General features: G+C 65.6%; 12 protein-coding genes. 2 read left to right on the forward strand and 10 right to left on the reverse strand.

All coding sequences use genetic code 11. The annotated features are described in order from the left end of the window. From KY389_RS01460 to glpD, 4 genes are read right to left on the reverse strand one after another with little or no spacing between them, the layout of a single operon-like run. Window positions 1-867 (reverse strand): carbohydrate ABC transporter permease, encoded by an 867-nt coding sequence (locus tag KY389_RS01460; protein WP_219828947.1) that lies wholly within the window; start codon window positions 865-867, stop codon window positions 1-3. A gap of 26 nt (window positions 868-893) precedes the next feature. Next, window positions 894-1964: an ABC transporter ATP-binding protein gene (locus KY389_RS01465; RefSeq protein ID WP_219828948.1), complete on the reverse strand. Its 1071-nt coding sequence runs from the start codon at window positions 1962-1964 to the stop codon at window positions 894-896. A 12-nt stretch (window positions 1965-1976) separates the two neighbouring features. Further along, entirely contained in the window at window positions 1977-3059 is a 1083-nt protein-coding gene (locus tag KY389_RS01470; RefSeq protein ID WP_219828949.1) for an ABC transporter ATP-binding protein, read from the reverse strand. A gap of 29 nt (window positions 3060-3088) precedes the next feature. Continuing rightward, window positions 3089-4687: a glycerol-3-phosphate dehydrogenase gene (gene glpD / locus KY389_RS01475; RefSeq protein WP_219828950.1), complete on the reverse strand. Its 1599-nt coding sequence runs from the start codon at window positions 4685-4687 to the stop codon at window positions 3089-3091. 258 nt (window positions 4688-4945) lie between these two features. Between glpD and KY389_RS01480 the strand changes: the two genes are divergently transcribed. After that, window positions 4946-5710, forward strand: a complete 765-nt coding sequence (locus tag KY389_RS01480; protein WP_219829021.1) for a DeoR/GlpR family DNA-binding transcription regulator — start codon at window positions 4946-4948, stop codon at window positions 5708-5710. A 45-nt stretch (window positions 5711-5755) separates the two neighbouring features. Here KY389_RS01480 and putA read toward each other — a convergent pair whose 3' ends face one another. Further along, window positions 5756-9154, reverse strand: a complete 3399-nt coding sequence (gene putA / locus KY389_RS01485) for a bifunctional proline dehydrogenase/L-glutamate gamma-semialdehyde dehydrogenase PutA (RefSeq protein ID WP_246587877.1) — start codon at window positions 9152-9154, stop codon at window positions 5756-5758. Between the two features lie 107 nt (window positions 9155-9261). On the opposite strand from putA, the gene KY389_RS01490 reads away from it, so the two are divergent. Next, complete coding sequence (locus KY389_RS01490) at window positions 9262-9732, forward strand: Lrp/AsnC family transcriptional regulator (RefSeq protein WP_219828952.1); 471 nt, start codon at window positions 9262-9264, stop codon at window positions 9730-9732. On the opposite strand, the gene KY389_RS01495 is transcribed toward KY389_RS01490, so the two are convergent. The 5 genes from KY389_RS01495 to galE all read right to left on the reverse strand — a co-directional run bounded on the left by KY389_RS01495 (window position 9729) and on the right by galE (window position 15955). Next, complete coding sequence (locus KY389_RS01495) at window positions 9729-11117, reverse strand: sulfotransferase family 2 domain-containing protein (protein ID WP_219828953.1); 1389 nt, start codon at window positions 11115-11117, stop codon at window positions 9729-9731. The two genes, KY389_RS01490 and KY389_RS01495, sit on opposite strands and share 4 nt — an antisense overlap. After that, the gene (locus KY389_RS01500; protein ID WP_219828954.1) at window positions 11114-12814 is read right to left on the reverse strand and encodes a beta-1,6-N-acetylglucosaminyltransferase; all 1701 of its coding nucleotides are present in this window, start codon (window positions 12812-12814) and stop codon (window positions 11114-11116) included. Before KY389_RS01500 ends, KY389_RS01495 begins: the two co-directional genes overlap by 4 nt. After that, window positions 12811-13842, reverse strand: coding sequence for a glycosyltransferase family 2 protein (locus KY389_RS01505; protein WP_219828955.1), 1032 nt, complete (start codon window positions 13840-13842; stop codon window positions 12811-12813). Before KY389_RS01505 ends, KY389_RS01500 begins: the two co-directional genes overlap by 4 nt. Window positions 13843-13922: 80 nt before the next feature. After that, entirely contained in the window at window positions 13923-15005 is a 1083-nt protein-coding gene (locus KY389_RS01510) for a glycosyltransferase family 2 protein (RefSeq protein ID WP_343222882.1), read from the reverse strand. After that, window positions 14969-15955 carry a UDP-glucose 4-epimerase GalE gene (gene galE, locus KY389_RS01515; RefSeq protein ID WP_219828956.1) on the reverse strand — a complete coding sequence of 329 codons (987 nt, stop codon included), beginning with the start codon at window positions 15953-15955 and terminating at the stop codon, window positions 14969-14971. The genes KY389_RS01510 and galE overlap by 37 nt, the downstream gene beginning before the upstream one ends. Window positions 15956-15957: the final 2 nt, after the last annotated feature.

Genomic DNA, 15957 nt, shown 5'->3' on the forward strand with positions numbered 1-15957 from the left:
TCACCCCCTTTTGTCCAGATTGGTCATCACGGTATAGAACACCCAAGAAATCAGCAGGATGACCAGGAAATACATCAGCGAGAACGCGGCGGCGGGGCCAAGGTCGAACTGGCCAAGCGCCATCTTGACCAGGTCGATCGACAGGAAGGTGGTCGCGCTGCCCGGCCCGCCCCCTGTCACGACAAAGGGCTCGGTATAGATCATGAAGCTGTCCATGAAGCGCAGCAGAGTGGCGATCATCAGCACGCCGGCCATCTTGGGCAGTTCGATATGGCGAAACACCTTCCAGCGGCTGGCCTGGTCGATTCTGGCGGCCTGGTAATAGGCGTCGGGGATGGATTGCAGCCCGGCATAGGCCAGCAGCGCCACCAGCGAGGTCCAGTGCCAGACATCCATCACGATCACCGTGGCCCAGGCATGGGCAGGGTTCTGCGTGTAGTTGTAATTGATGCCCAGGCTGTTCAGCGCATAGCCCAGAAGCCCGATATCGACGCGGCCGAAGATCTGCCAGATCGTGCCGACCACGTTCCACGGGATCAAGAGCGGTAGCGACATCAGGACCAGCACCACGCTGGCCCAGACCCCGCGCTTGGGCATGTTCAGCGCGACGAAGACGCCAAGCGGGATCTCGATCGCAAGGATGATCCCCGAAAAGGCCAGCTGGCGCCACAAGGCGTTCCACATCCGGTCGGAATGCAGCAGATCCTCGAACCAGCCCAGGCCGTGCCAGAAGAAGACGTTGTTGCCGAACGTGTCCTGAAAGGCGTAGTTCACCACCGTCATCAGCGGGATCACCGCCGAGAAGGCGACCAGCATCAACACCGGCAGAACAAGGAACCAGGCCTTGTGATTGACGGTCTTTTCCATGTTTTCCCCCTCCCCCTTGGCGCGCGTCAGGCGGCTGCCACGCGCCAATCGTCGGCGTAGATGTTGACCCGAAGCGGATCCAGGCGCACGCGCCCCATTTCGGGGGTGATGGCTTGATCCTCAGGGGCGATGATGTTGATGTCGTGCCCGCCCAGGTCAGCGCGGATGATGCGGTGGCGGCCCACATCCTCGATCCGGCGGATGGTGACGGGCAGGCCCTCATCGGCGGTCAGCCGCAGATGTTCGGGGCGGATGCCCAGCTGCACCTTGCCCGACAGGCCGCGATAATCGCCCGCCAGCGTGGTGACGCCGCCCGGAATGCGCGCCTGACGGCCCGACACTTCGGCCGGCAGCAGGTTCATCCCTGGCGAGCCGATGAAATAGCCCACGAAGGTGTGCTCGGGACGGTCGAACAATTCCTCGGGCGTGCCGATCTGCACGACGCGGCCGTCATACATGACCACGACCTTGTCGGCGAAGGTCAGGGCCTCGGTCTGATCATGGGTGACATAGATCATCGTATGGCCGAAATCGTGGTGCAGCTTCTTCAACTGTGTGCGCAATTCCCACTTCATATGCGGGTCGATCACGGTCAGCGGTTCGTCGAACAGAAGCGCGTTCACATCCTTGCGGACCATGCCGCGGCCAAGGCTGATCTTCTGCTTGGCATCGGCGGTCAGGCCGCGCGCCTTGCGGTCAAGCATGTGCTCCATGCCGATCATGCGGGCGATTTCGGTCACGCGCTCGGCGACATAGCTTTCCGGGCGGCCGCGATTGCGCAGCGGAAAGGCCAGATTGTCGCGCACGGTCATCGTGTCGTAAACGACCGGGAACTGGAACACCTGGGCGATGTTGCGTTCCGCCGTCGGCGCGCGGGTCACGTCCACGCCGTCGAACAGGATGCGCCCCTGCGACGGCACCAGAAGCCCCGAGATGATGTTCAGCAGCGTCGATTTCCCGCAGCCCGACGAGCCAAGCAGCGCATAGGCGGCGCCGTCCTCCCAATCGTGGTTCAGCTCTTTCAGCGCGAAATCATCGGGGCCCTTGGGCTGGGGCAGATAGGAATGGGCCAGGTTGACCAGCGAGATCTTTGCCATCCTCCGAACCTCTCAGGCTGCAAGGGCATAGGGGGCGGGGGTGACCAGACGGCCATCCTCGGCGAAGACATAGATGTGGCGCGGCTCCAGCCAGACGGGCAGGGCGGCGTCCAGCGCCAGATCGTGGACGCCGTGGATCAGCCCGACCCACCGCGCGCCGTGATGGTCCAGATGGATGAAGGTTTCGGACCCGGTCAGTTCGGTCACGACCAGCCGCGTGTCGAAGCGGATCGCATCGGCCGAGGGCTGGTGCAGATGCAGGTGATTGGGCCGGAAACCCGCCAGATAGGCGCCATCAGGCAGCCCGGCCAGCGCGCCCGCCGCCGCGTGGCTGTCGCCATAGGACAGGCGCCCCTGCGCCAGACGCACCGGCAGAAAGTTCATCGGCGGATCGCTGAAGACCCGCGCCGTTGTCGCATCGACCGGCTGGCGATAGACCTGCGGGGTCGGGCCGAATTGCGTCACGCGGCCCTCCCACAGGGTCGCGGTATTGCCGCCCAGCAGCAGCGCCTCTTCGGGTTCGGTCGTGGCATAGACGAAGATCGCGCCCGATGCCTCGAAGATGCGAGGGATCTCGACGCGCAACTCCTCGCGCAGCTTGTAGTCGAGGTTGGCCAGGGGCTCGTCCAGCAGGACCAGCCCGGCATTCTTGACGAGCGCGCGGGCCAGCGCGCAACGCTGCTGCTGGCCGCCCGACAATTCCAGCGGCTTGCGTGTCAGCATCGGCGTCAGGCGCATCAGCTCGGCCGCCTCGCGGACGCGGCGGTCGATCTCGGGGCGCGAGACCCCCATCAACCGCAGGGGCGAGGCGATGTTCTCATAGACCGTCATCGCCGGGTAGTTGACGAATTGCTGATAGACCATCGCGACCTGCCGGTCCTGAACGCGCATCCCGGTCACGTCCTGGCCCTGCCAGATCACGCGGCCCTGCGCGGGGCGATCCAGCCCCGCCATCAGCCGCATCAAGGATGTCTTGCCCGACAGCGTCGGTCCCAGCAGCACGTTCATCGTGCCCTTCTCAAGGCGCAGGTCGGTGGGGTGGATATGCACCTGCCCCTCGACGACCTTGCTGACGCCTTTCAATTCCAATGTCATGTCGTTTCCCCCTCCCCTTGACTGCCGCCCTATTCGGCGGCAGCCGATGCGCCGCCCCGCCGGGCGCGCATCCAGTCGTTCAATGCGTCGATCTGGTCCGGCGTCATCCGCAGGCCCAGCTTGCTGCGGCGCCAGACGATATCCTCGGCGCTGCGGGCATATTCGCGTTCCATCAGCCAGATCACCTCGGCCTCGGTCAGGGTCGCGCCGAAGTCGCGGCCCAGATCGGCGGCTTGACGGGCGCCGTTCAGGATGGTCGCGGCCTCGCTGCCATAGGCGCGCACAAGGCGCAGCGCCCAAGGCGCGCTGAGAAACGGATGCGCGCCGCGCAGGTCGCAGACCAGCCGCCCCACCGCATCGACGGGGAAATCTCCGCCGGGCAGGGGCACACCCCTGGTCCATGCGCCGGGCAGGCCCGGAAAGAAGGGCGCGATCTTTTCAAGCGCGGATTCCGCCAGACGGCGATAGGTCGTGATCTTGCCGCCAAAGACGTTCAGCACCGGCGCCCCGCCATTCCGGTCCACCTTGAGCGTATAATCGCGCGTCGCCGCCGTCGCGCTTTGCGCCCCGTCATCGTAAAGCGGACGCACGCCGGAATAGGACCAGACGACATCCTCGGGGCCAAGTTGGCGCGCGAAATACTGATTGGCGAAGGCCAGCAGGTAATCGCGTTCCTCTGGCGTGCATTCCGGCCTGCGCGAGGGGTCGTCATGGTCGGCATCGGTCGTGCCGATCAGGGTGAAGTCTGTCTCGTAGGGGATGGCGAAGATGATCCGCCCATCGGTGCCCTGGAAGAAATAGCATTTGTCGTGGTCGTAAAGCCGACGCGTCACGATATGACTGCCGCGGACCAGACGCACGCCCTCGGTCGAGTTCAGGCGGATTCTGGTCTGGATGATCTCTCCGACCCAGGGGCCGCCGGCATTGACCAGCATCCTTGCCAGATGCTGCCGAGTCTCGCCGGTTTCGCTGTCTTGCGTCGTGACGCGCCAATGTTCGTTTTCACGCTCGGCCGACAGGACGCGGGTGCGGGTCAGGATCCGGGCGCCGCGCGCCTCGGCATCGCGGGCATTCAGCACCACAAGCCGCGAATCCTCGACCCAGCAATCGGAATATTCAAAGGCGCGCCGGAACTGCGGTTTGAGGGGCGCGCCCTCGGGCGTGCCGGGCAGCGACAGGGTCGTGGTGCCGGGCAGGATCTTGCGGCCGCCCAGGTTGTCGTAGAGAAACAGGCCCAGCCGGATCAGCCAGGCAGGACGGCGCCCCTTCATCCAGGGCATCAGCACGCCCAGCAGCTTTGACGTGGGCGTGTCCGAGTCAAACCGCATCTCAGGGTGATAGGGCAGGACAAAGCGCATCGGCCAACTGATATGCGGCATCGCGCGCAGCAGCACCTCGCGTTCGATCAGCGCCTCGCGGACCAGCCTGAATTCGAAATATTCCAGATAGCGCAGGCCGCCGTGAAACAGCTTGGTCGATGCTGACGAGGTCGCCTGCGCCAGATCGCCCATCTCGGCCAGGGTGACGGATAGGCCACGCCCCGCCGCATCACGGGCGATTCCGCAGCCATTGATGCCACCGCCGATCACGAAGAGATCGGTGATGTCCCGGGTGCTGCCATCTGTCATCCCAGCCTCGTCGTCTTGCACGCTTAAGCGATCATGACCCAGCTCGCGCGAAAAGGAAAGATGTTTATTTTCTTTTTTGTTCGATTATGAAGTCACTGACAAGGTTGGTATTTTTCGTCTTTCAGTTCCGAAAAGCCGATCTTGTGCATTGCGTTGAGGGTGTGCAGGCGCGCTTCTTATGTTCGTTCTGGATAAAGACGAACAACTTGCGCGGACGAATCGAACATGGCACATCTGGTCAACCTGATCGGAGCGCGCATGTCCCAATCCTTTCGCCAGCCCGAAATCCTGGAAATCGCTCGCCGCGACGGCAAGGTGACAGTCGAATCCCTGGCGGCGCATTTCGGCGTGACCTTGCAGACGATCCGGCGCGATCTGACCGAACTGGCCGAGGCCGGGCGGCTGGAACGGGTTCATGGCGGCGCGATCCTGCCATCCGGCGTCAGCAATATCGGCTATGAGGAGCGTCGCGCCCTGAACAAGGACGCCAAGACCGCCATCGCGCGGGCCTGCGCGGCAGAGGTGCCCGAGAACATTTCGCTGTTTCTGAACATCGGCACCAGCACCGAGGCCGTCGCCCGCGAATTGCTGGGCCATCGCAACATGCTGGTTGTCACGAACAACATGAATGTCGCCAATATCCTGGCCGCCAATCCCGATTGCGAAGTGATCGTCACGGGCGGCAATCTGCGCCGGTCGGATGGCGGGCTGGTCGGCACCCTTGCCGCCGAGACGATCCGGCAGTTCAAGTTTGATCTGGCGGTGATCGGCTGCTCGGCGCTGGACCGCGACGGCGATCTGCTGGATTTCGACATCCAGGAGGTCGGCGTCAGCCAGACCATCCTGCGCCAGTCGCGCCGGACCTTTCTGGCGGTGGATCATTCCAAGCTCAAGCGCAGCGCCCCCGCCCGGATCGCGTCGTTGGCCGAACTGGATTGCGTGTTCACCGACCGCCCGCTGCCGCCCGACCTGATGCGGCTGTGCCAGGGTTGGGATACCCGCGTGGTCACGGCGCAGCCCTGAACGCAGACGCTGCCGCGCTGGCTGCACGTCAGGACCGGCAGCGACCTAGTCCGCCAGAAGGGCCGCGTTGCCGCCCGCAGCGGTCGTGTCCACGCACAGATGCCGTTCATGCAGGACATGCGCCTGATCGGGCATTGCCGTCAACAGCGGGACCAGCGGGCCTTCGCGTCGGGCAAGCGCCATCGCCATGGCGCGGGCCGTCGCCTCGTCACCCCACCACAGAACCGCCGAGAGACCGGGCAGGTCGGTCAGCGCATCGGCTGCAACTTGGCCGCTTGCCGCGACCGCCTCGCCGCCAAGGGCGCGCACGGCCTGGGCCTGTGCCGCGGCCGCGGCCGCGCCGGGACCAAGGCACAGGACCGGTGCGCGGGGCGCCAGGGTCAGGCGGTTCAGCTCTCCGGTCGGGCCGGGCATCAGGGTTTCCGACACGATTCGCCCATTGGCCCGCCCCAAAAGGCCGGCAAGGCGGGCCGGATCGTCGCGGGTCGTCCAGTCGCGGCCCCTTTCAGGCAGCTCGGGCGCGAAGAAGCGCGTCAGGTAAAGCGGGCCGCCCGCCTTGGGGCCGGTGCCCGAGAGCCCCTCGCCGCCGAAGGGCTGGCTGCCGACCGTCGCGCCGATCTGATTGCGGTTGACGTAGAGGTTGCCGGCATGAACCGCATCGGCCACCTTCTGCACGCGGCTGTCGATGCGGCTGTGCAGGCCAAAGGTCAACCCGTAGCCCCGCGCATTGATCGCCTGGATCACCTGGGGCAGGTCGGCGGCGCGGAAGGTCGCGACATGCAGGACGGGGCCGAAGATCTCGCGTTCCAGTTCCTCGATCCCTGCGACGCGGATCAGGGTCGGCGGGACGAAGCAGCCGTCCTGCGGGGCGGCGCGCTGGTGCAGGATGCGGGCGCGCTGCGCCTCGATCCAGTCAATGATGCCCTGCCGCGCCTCGGGGTCGATGACCGGGCCGACATCGGTCGAGAGATGCCAGGGATCGCCCACGGTCAGTTCATCCATCGCACCCCGGATCATCGCGATGACGTGGTCGGCGATGTCCTCCTGAACGTAAAGGCAGCGCAGGGCCGAGCAACGCTGACCCGCCGAGCGGAAGCTGGAGGCGACGATGTCGCGCACCGCCTGTTCTGGCAGGGCGGTGCTGTCCACGATCATCGCGTTCAGCCCGCCGGTTTCCGCGATCAGCGGCGTGCCGGGGACCATGTGCTGCGCCATGCTGTGGGCAATGCGGCGGGCGGTCTCGGTCGAGCCGGTGAAGACCACGCCGCCGATGCGCGGATCGCGGGTCAGCGCCGCGCCGACCGTGGCGCCGTCGCCCGGCAGCAATTGCAGCGCCGAGGCCGGGACGCCGGCCTTGTGCAGCAGGCGCACGGCGAAGGCGGCGATCAGCGGCGTCTGTTCGGCGGGCTTGGCCAGGACCGCGTTCCCGGCCATCAGCGCGGCCGCGATCTGGCCGGTGAAGATGGCCAGCGGAAAGTTCCATGGGCTGATCGCAGTGATGATGCCGCGCGGGGCGTCGCTGCGGGCCTCGCCCTGCTGGGCGTAGTAGCGCAGGAAGTCCACCGCCTCGCGCAGTTCGGCCACGGCGTCGTTCACGGTCTTGCCGGCCTCGCGGGCGAGGATGGCGAAGATCGGTCCGAACTGTGCTTCGTAAAGGTCAGCGGCGTGGCGCAGAACCTGCGCGCGTTCGGCGGCGGGGGCATCCCAGGTCCGGGCATCCTCGATGGCGCGGGCGACGGTCTCGGCATCGGCCTCGGTCACATGGGCCAGGACCGCGCCGGTGGCGGGGTTCACGACCGGGCGGCGCGGGCCTGTGGCCGGGCGCAGCGTGATCGGGGCGGCGTCGTCCAGCGCGATCTGGCGGGCATCCTCGATCCGGGCAAGCACGTCATCGGCGGTCAGGTCGAAACCCTGCGCATTGACGCGCCCTTCGCCATAGATCGCGGCGGGGGCCTTCAGCGCCTGCGGGGCGCGGGCGGTCGGCAGCGCGTCGAAGGGATCGCGGGCGATGTCCTCGGGGGCGATGGTCTCATCGACGATCTGGTTGACAAAGCTGGAATTCGCGCCGTTCTCCAGCAGGCGGCGCACCAGATAGGCCAGCAGATCGCGATGCGCGCCGACCGGGGCATAGATGCGGCAGCGCGTGCCGTGATCGGTCCGCACGATGTCGTGCAGGCGCTCGCCCATGCCGTGCAGGCGCTGGAATTCGAAATCCACGCCCTTGGCCATGTCGAGGATCGCCGCGACCGAATGGGCGTTGTGTGTGGCGAATTGCGGATAGATGCGGTCGGCATGGGCGATCAGCTTCCGCGCGCAGGCGATGTAGCTGACATCGGTCGCCGTCTTGGAGGTGAAAAGCGGGAAATCGGGATGGCCCTCGACCTGGGCGCGCTTCATCTCGGTATCCCAATAGGCGCCCTTGACCAGACGCACCATGATGCGGCGGTCCAGACGGGTGGCCAGCGCGTGCAGCCAGTCGATCACCGCGCCCGCACGCTTGCCATAAGCCTGCACCACCACGCCGAACCCGTTCCAGCCCGCCAGTTCGGGATCGGACAGCACGGCCTGGATCACCTTCAGCGACAGGGTCAGGCGGTCCTGCTCTTCGGCGTCGATGTTCATGCCCATGTCGGCGGCGCGCGCCGCGCGGGCCAGATCGCGCACAACGGGGACCAGTTCGGCCATGACGCGGGCTTCTTGCGCGACCTCATAGCGGGGATGCAGCGCTGACAGCTTGATCGAGATGCCGGGATTGGCACGCACATCGCCCTTGTCGCAGGATTGCGCGATGGCCGTGATGGCGTGGGAATAGGATCGGGCGTAACGGTCGGCATCCTCGCGCGTCATCGCGGCCTCGCCCAGCATGTCGTAGCTGTAGCTGTAGCCCTTGGCCTCCAGCGTGCGGGCGCGCGACAGGGCGTCGGTGATGGTCTGGCCCAGCACGAACTGGCGGCCCATCTCGCGCATGGCGCGCTGCATGGCGGCGCGGATCACCGGCTCGCCCAGACGGCGGATCGCGCCGCGCAGCGTGCCCGCGATGCCAGGCTGCGGATCATCCAGCACGCGGCCCGTCAGCATCAGCGCCCAGGTCGAGGCGTTCACCAGGCTCGAGGCGCTTTCGCCCAGATGCCTGCCCCAGTCCGAGGGCGCGATCTTGTCCTCGATCAGCGCGTCGATGGTCACGCGGTCGGGCACGCGCAGCATCGCCTCGGCCAGGCACATCAGCGCGATGCCCTCGCGGGTGGACAGGCCGTATTCCGCCAGCATGTGCTCCATCATCGTGGGCCGTGATTGCGCGCGGATGCGGCGCACCAGATCGGCGGCATTGGCGCTGATGCGCGCGCGGGTCTCGGCGGACAGGGCGGCCTCGGCCACCAGCCGGTCGAGGATCGCGGCTTCGGGGGCGAATTTGGCGGCGGATCCAAGGGCTTTCAGATCGGTCATGGCGCGGCTCCGGGATGATTGCGCCATGATACGGCAGCTTTCATGGTCTTTGTGACCAAAGATGCGCTAATCTGTAGTCCGATGAACCATCGGCAAGGGAATTCGCGATGAATGAGCTTCTGGACCCGATCAACCGCCGCATCCTGTCGGAACTGGTGGCGAATGCGCGAATCCCGGTCACGGAGCTGGCGCGCAAGGTCGGCCTGTCAAAGACCCCGGTCGCAGGTCGCATCCGCGCGCTGGAAGAGGCGGGGCTGATCACCGGCTATCGGGCGATGCTGTCGCCGCTGAAGCTGGGGCTGACCCATGTGACCTATGTCGAACTGCGCCTGTCCGACACCCGCCAAAAGGCGCTGGAGGCCTTCAACGCCGCCGTCCGCGCCATCGAGGCGGTCGAGGAATGCTACATGATCGCGGGCGGCTTCGACTATCTGCTCAAGGTGCGGTCGCGCGACATGGCCGATTACCGCCGCATCATGGCCGAACAGATCTCGGCCCTGCCCCATGTCACCGCCACGTCAAGCTATGTCGCGATGGAGGCGGTTGTGGAACAGGGCTGGACCGGGGTCGAGGGCTAATCCTCGAAGCCAAAGGCGATATAGTCGCGCAGATAGGCCCGTCTGGCGGCCTGAAACAGGGGCTTCTGGCGCAGGAAATCGGGCATCGGTTCCGGCCTGAGATGCTGCAACCTGGGATTGCGGATGCCGGCCATGTCGATCAGTGCGGGCAGGTCGTCGGTCAGCCGTTCCTCGCGCAGGATCATGTCGGGCGAGACAAAGCGCGCGAAGCCCGCAACCACCTCGGACTGGCTGGCCCAATAGGGGCTGGTCGGCAGCGTCGTCTGGGCGTTCAGGTTGCGGCGCAGGAAGTCCAGGAATGCCTCGAACAATTCCAGCCTTCTGTCCTGCGACAGGCCCGGCAGGTCGCCATCGGCGGGCAGGGCGACGCGCTGGACATCGCGCATCGCCTGCCGGATCTCGGGCGGGGCTTCGGTCATCAGGTGGTCAAAGGCCGACCATGCGCGAAACAGCGGGTGGCGCAGGACGGTGAAGCTGCGATGGCCGGGATGCTTGCGCTTCCATTGGCGCAAGGTCGTCTGGGTAAAGCCCGACTGCAAGTCGTCCAGGCGGGCCAGCCAGTCGGCCACGCCCTGCGGGCCGCCCTTGATCGGCATGTGCAGCAAGCCGCGTCCCGATTCCACCGCGATGAAGCCGGGCACCGAAGGGCCGCGGCGCGGCTCGAAATTCGGCACGCGGCGCAGCATGAACGGGTCCAACGTCCTGAGGTCGTGCTGCATCTCGTCGAAATTGCGGACCTTGTCGGCCAGTTCGCGTGGGTTCTGCGGCACCTGATCGCGCGCCGGTTCGACCCGCGCAACATCGGTGCGCCCCAACCAGTGGACAAGGCCGGTCATCACCTCGGCATCGCGCAGATCCTCGTATCCCAGCCAGAAGGCCGACTGCCCCGAGACCTGCAACCGGTGCAGGACGCGGCGCTGGAACCGCTCGATCGCGGTCAGCATCTCGCGGAATTCGGTGCCGTCATAGGTGATGGCGGCCGGGATCGGGGTTTCGGTTTCGTTCAGCTTCCACTGATTCGTTTCCCAAGCCAGCCGGGTCGAGACATAGCTGTCCAGCGGGTTACGGGTCAGCACGATCTTGGCGCAGCTCCGGTCTTCGATGATGCGGTCGAAGACGCGGGGGTCGTGGTCGTGGAAATAGCGGAAGCCGGGCAGATGGCCGGGCCGCTCCATCAGCTTGCGATAAAGGACCATCGGGTCCGCCTCGCGCTGTTCGCGGGTGATGCCCTGCAATTCGTCCTTGTCGGGCCAACCCATCATGTAGGGATTGAACGCCTCGCCGAAGCAGGTGACGCCCTTGATGGCGTTCAGCGTCGCCTCGAGCAGGTTCGAGCCGGTGCGCATCTCGGCGAAGATCACGAAGGATCGGAAGGCTTCGGTCATTCTGCGGCCGTCCTTTTGGTCAGGCTTTGTTCGGGAAGCTCCAGCCCCTCGCCCGTCAGGCGGGGACGCAGGCCGGAATTGCGAAGCTGGCGCAGCAGGGCGGGCAGCCCCGCGGTGTTGCGCATCCGCGGCATGTCGTCGGCGGGGCGGACGGGAACCTGAAGCTGTTGCAGCGCCGAGTTCAGGATCGCCTGCGGGCGGGCCATGAAGTCGTTCAGTTCGTGGATCTGCACGCGCGCCTTGACCCAGACCGAGTTCAGCACGTCGAGCTGCTTCACTTCGGCCCGTTGCAGCTGGGCGCTGATCCGGCGGATGTCGTCAAAGGGCATGTCGCAATCCAGCAGCGGCAGCATCCACGCCCCCGTCACCACATGGAATTGCGCATTGGGGTCGGTCGCCATGAACCAGTTCAGGTTCTGATTGTCGCGCGGGCTGAACTGAAAGACCTGCATCCGGTTTGTCACCCGGATCAACGCGGTCAGGAAGCCTTGCGGGTCGCGGTCGCGGATCTGCGGGATGGATGAGATCGCGCCCGGCCCTATTTCGGGACGGCCCGAGAATTCGACCATTTCGGCGCCAAGCAGATGACCATGGACATCGGCCTCGATACGGGCCGCCAGCCAGGTCTCGAATTCCGGGAAGATGTCGCTGAAGCCCTGAAAGATCGCATAAGGTGCCGAAGTCTTGCCGTTTTCGCAATCCTTGCGCGGAAAGCGGCTCTGCATGTAGAGACCGGGCCGCCCCAGCAATCTGCGCCGCACGGTGCGATTGATCAGGCGCTCGAAATGCTGGGGCTGGGGCGGGGTTTGATCGACCTGCGGCCCGGCCGGCCGCGGAAAGCGTTCCATCAACCCGGTCGAGCCCTTCCAGACCTTGCGCGCCACGAAGCAGCGCGATTCCTCCAGCAGCAGCATGTGATCGTCATAAAGCTGGTAGGGCCTGCCTTCGTGGTCGAACTTGGCCAGCGTCAGCGACTGGCTTTCGATGCGGATCGCATGGCGCCGGGCCAGCGTCTGGAAATAGCTTTCGTCGGGAATCCAGGTCAGCCGGAAATAACGGTCGAATTCGCTGCGGCGCGGGTCGTGCAGGATGGCGCGCAGGGTTGCGGCGGTCAGACACCACCATTGCGAACCCAGATGCGGGGTGATCCCCTTCGGGATGCGCCGCCGGATCCCCAGACGCCGCTGCAGTTCCACCAGCCGGTCGAACAGCCAGCGCCGCCGCCGCCAGTCCAGCGGATAGAACAGGGTAAAGCGTTCCTCGTTCAATCCGCCCACCGTCCAGCCGACATCCAGCGCATTGACCGATTCGATGTGGTCGCATTCTGGATCTTGGGCCAGATAGGCGATCAGGTCGCGGATCGGGCGCAGCGGCAGGCAGGATCCCGAGGCCAGATAGACATGGGTCAGGTCGGGATGCGCCGCCAGCAGCGCCTCGGCGGCCTCTTGCGTGGCGTGCACCAGGCTGAAGCGGCCCCATTCGCAGGGGTGGCGGCGCGAAAAGATCACCTGGGGCAGATCGGCCAAAGCCGCGCGCATTCTGCGCATCGCCCTGGGGCTGGCCTTGGCATCGACATGGATCGCCATGCGGGCTCCGCCCTCGACCCAGATGCGTGCCATGCGGGCGGCCATGTCCAGATCGGAATGGCACAGCATCACCACGCCAAGCCGGACCGGGGCGCTCGCGGGCGCGGTCATGCCCAGTTCCCCCGCGAGATCAGGCCCAGATCCTCGAGCTGGCGCCAGCCCGTATATTCGCGCGACTCGCTGCACCACAGATCGGTGCCGCGTCCGCGCAGGCCCGCGTGATAGGCCTTGTATTCGCGGCTGTTGGCATAGTGCTGGCCGCGATCCAGTTCCTCGGCAGACTTGTCGGCGAACAGCGACAGGAACTTGGCGTGCAGCAGGCAGCCCGAAGCCTGTTCGCCCCCATCCTCGTCATAGACCAGATTCAGGCTGCGCGGCAGCAACATGTGGGTCGAACTGACATAGGCATAGCGCCAATACCATTTCACCAGCGGGATCTTGTTCAGCGCCGGGCTGGCCAGCGGATCATCCGTGAAGAAGGCGCGGGTGCGAGGGCCCCCCTGAATCCACAGATTGCCGTAATAGGCGTTCTTGCTGATCGTGTAATTCGCCGGGTCGAACCAGCGCGCGATGGCAAAGGGGTCCGCGCCCTCGGTATAGGGCTGCTCGTCGATCTGGCCCTTGGGATACAGATCCAGAAGCATCGCCGGAAAGGACCGCCGCCCGGAACTGTCCAGCCAGCTTGTCAGTGCGGCAAGCGGGCGGCTGTCGCAATGGGGATAGACGAAGAATTCGTCGGGATCGACCGTCAGGCACCAATGACCGTTGCCATGGCGCATCAGCAGCCAGTTCATCCAGTCCATACCAAAGCGGGATTTCTTGTAGCTGGCCTTGGTCCACCACAGCGACACGTCGGGTTGTTCGCTCAGATAGGCGCCGCTGCCGTCATTGCTGTCATTGTTGACGAACAGGAAATGGTTGATCCCGAGCTTGCGGTAATAATCGAGGAAATAGGGTAGCCGCGCCTTTTCGTTGCGCAATGTGACAAAGGCCAGGATGTCGCCCTTGCGGATGCGCCCGGTCCTGTTCACCACGGATTTGAGCACGCGCCGCCGATTGATCGCCCGGGCGACAAGATATTGTCGCTCTGATCGTCGTCTCAGACGATCCACGAAGGGTGCGGCTTGCGAACGAAACATCATCTCCTGCGCGGGAGGGCGGCGGAACGGTTGAACCTCATGATCCAAGCAATGTTCGGCACCGGCTTGATTGGCAAGACCTAATCGCTGCCATCCTGACCGATCGCACCGGCCCAGTTGCCCCGGCCCATCAATCCCAGATCAACCATCTGTCGCCAGTCGCGGAATCGAACCGATTCCGGGCCGTGCAGGACCGGCCTTTCGGTCAGGCGGCCGTGATAGACGCGATAGGGCGCCGGATCGACGAAATGCTGGGCCCGGTATAGCTCCTCGGCGGATTTCTCGACGATCTCGGGCAGGAACTTGCTGTGCAGCAGCACGCCGGACAGGCGCGGATCGCCCGGCCCGTCCCAGAGCAGGTTCAGCCTTGGCGGCAGCATCGAATGGGTCGAGTTGAAATAGGCCATGCCCCGCCGCCAGCGGATCAGCGGCAGCTTGTTCAGCGTCGGCGCGCGTTCCGGACGGTCGGCAAAGAAGACCCGGTCGCGCACACCGCCCTGCACCCACAGGTTGCGGCGCGGCAGGATCCGCCTGATGCGATGCGGCCCGGCATCGAACCAGGGCAGGCGTGCGGTCAGCGGCGCGTCGTCTGGTGCATCGGTCGTGCCAAGCGGGCCGGTGGGGTAGAGGTCCAGCATCAGTGCGCCGATGCCCTCGATCCGCTCGGCATTCAGATGGCGGGTCAGGGCGCGCAGGTCGTGGCTTTCGTGGCCGGGATAGATCAGCAATTCGTCGGCATCGACGGTGACGCACCAATGCCCGTGGCCATGCCGCCACAGCAGCGCCATCAGCCAATCCATGCCGAAACGCGAGGCCCGATAGCCGCCCTCGCAATGCCAGATGGACGCGTCCGGCTGGCCCCTCAGATAGGCGACCGAGCCGTCATTGCTGCCATTGTCCACAATCAGAAAATGATCGACGCCAAGCGCGCGGTAATGGCTCAGAAAGTCGGGCAGGCGGTTGATCTCGTTCCGGATCGTCGCAAAGGCCAGGATGCTTTCCGGCCTGATCGACGCTGTGCGGTCGGCGATGGGCCGCAGATCGCGCGCCGCACGCCAGGCGCGCCACAACAGCTTGCGCCGTTTCCAGCGCAGCCGCATCGCCCACCACAGCGCCCCGGCGGCGGTCACGCCTTGTAATGGCCCGTCTGGTGCCAGCGCCAAGCGTCGGTGATCATCTGTTTCATCGTCGAGCGATCCGGGCTCCAGCCCAGTTCCGACCTGGCGCGCTGGCTGCCGCAGACCAGCTTGACCGCGTCGCCGCCCCGGCGGGGGCCATCGACCATCGGAACTTCGCGGTTGGTGACATGGCGCGTGGCCTCGACCACCTCGCGGACCGAGAACCCGTCGCCTGTGCCCAGACAGAAAACCCGGCTGCCGTTGCCCGCGCGCAGCCATTCCAAGCCCTTCACATGAGCATCGACCAGGTCCATCACATGAACGTAGTCGCGGATGCAGGTGCCGTCGGGCGTGGGATAATCGGTTCCGTGGATGGTCAACGCCGCGCGCTTGCCATCAACCGCGTCCAGGATCAACGGAATCAGATGCGTCTCGGGGCGGTGGAACTCTCCGATCTCGGCCTCGGGATCGGCCCCGGCCACGTTGAAATAGCGGAAGATGACATGGCGCAGGCCATGCGCGGCCTCGAAATCGACCAGCATGTCCTCGATCGCGCGCTTGCTGGCGCCATAGGCGTTCAGGGGTGCTTGCGGTGTGTCCTCGTCCAGAACCTCGCCATCGCGGTCGCCATAGGTCGCGCAGGTCGAGGAAAAGACGAAATCGAGGCAGCCGGCCGCCACGGCCGCCTCGATCAGGTTCAACGAGCCCGACACATTATTGCGCCAGTATTTGCCGGGATGGGCCATTGCCTCGCCGACCTGGCTCAGCGCCGCGAAATGCAGCACGGCGGCCGGTTTCCATTCGGCAAAGGCAGCATCCAGCGCGGCGCGGTCCATCAGATCGGCCTCGACCACCGGGCCGAAGCGGACGGCATCACGCCAGCCGGTCGAGAAATTGTCCAGCGTGACAGGCACATGACCCGCCGCCGCCAGAGCCTTGCACGCGTGCGAGCCGATATAACCGGCGCCGCCGGTCACAAGAACATGGTCGCCCATCG

The organism is Paracoccus bogoriensis (assembly GCF_019431455.1).
GTDB lineage: Bacteria > Pseudomonadota > Alphaproteobacteria > Rhodobacterales > Rhodobacteraceae > Paracoccus > Paracoccus bogoriensis.

Excerpts from the sequence above, each read along its gene's own strand:
- KY389_RS01460 (WP_219828947.1), bottom strand. The coding sequence starts at position 867 with ATGGAAAAGACCGTCAATCACAAGGCCTGGTTCCTTGTTCTGCCGGTG.
- KY389_RS01465 (WP_219828948.1), bottom strand. The coding sequence starts at position 1,964 with ATGGCAAAGATCTCGCTGGTCAACCTGGCCCATTCCTATCTGCCCCAG.
- KY389_RS01470 (WP_219828949.1), bottom strand. The coding sequence starts at position 3,059 with ATGACATTGGAATTGAAAGGCGTCAGCAAGGTCGTCGAGGGGCAGGTG.
- glpD (WP_219828950.1), bottom strand. The coding sequence starts at position 4,687 with ATGACAGATGGCAGCACCCGGGACATCACCGATCTCTTCGTGATCGGC.
- KY389_RS01480 (WP_219829021.1), top strand. The coding sequence starts at position 4,946 with ATGTCCCAATCCTTTCGCCAGCCCGAAATCCTGGAAATCGCTCGCCGC.
- putA (WP_246587877.1), bottom strand. The coding sequence starts at position 9,154 with ATGACCGATCTGAAAGCCCTTGGATCCGCCGCCAAATTCGCCCCCGAA.
- KY389_RS01490 (WP_219828952.1), top strand. The coding sequence starts at position 9,262 with ATGAATGAGCTTCTGGACCCGATCAACCGCCGCATCCTGTCGGAACTG.
- KY389_RS01495 (WP_219828953.1), bottom strand. The coding sequence starts at position 11,117 with ATGACCGAAGCCTTCCGATCCTTCGTGATCTTCGCCGAGATGCGCACC.
- KY389_RS01500 (WP_219828954.1), bottom strand. The coding sequence starts at position 12,814 with ATGACCGCGCCCGCGAGCGCCCCGGTCCGGCTTGGCGTGGTGATGCTG.
- KY389_RS01505 (WP_219828955.1), bottom strand. The coding sequence starts at position 13,842 with ATGTTTCGTTCGCAAGCCGCACCCTTCGTGGATCGTCTGAGACGACGA.
- galE (WP_219828956.1), bottom strand. The coding sequence starts at position 15,955 with ATGGGCGACCATGTTCTTGTGACCGGCGGCGCCGGTTATATCGGCTCG.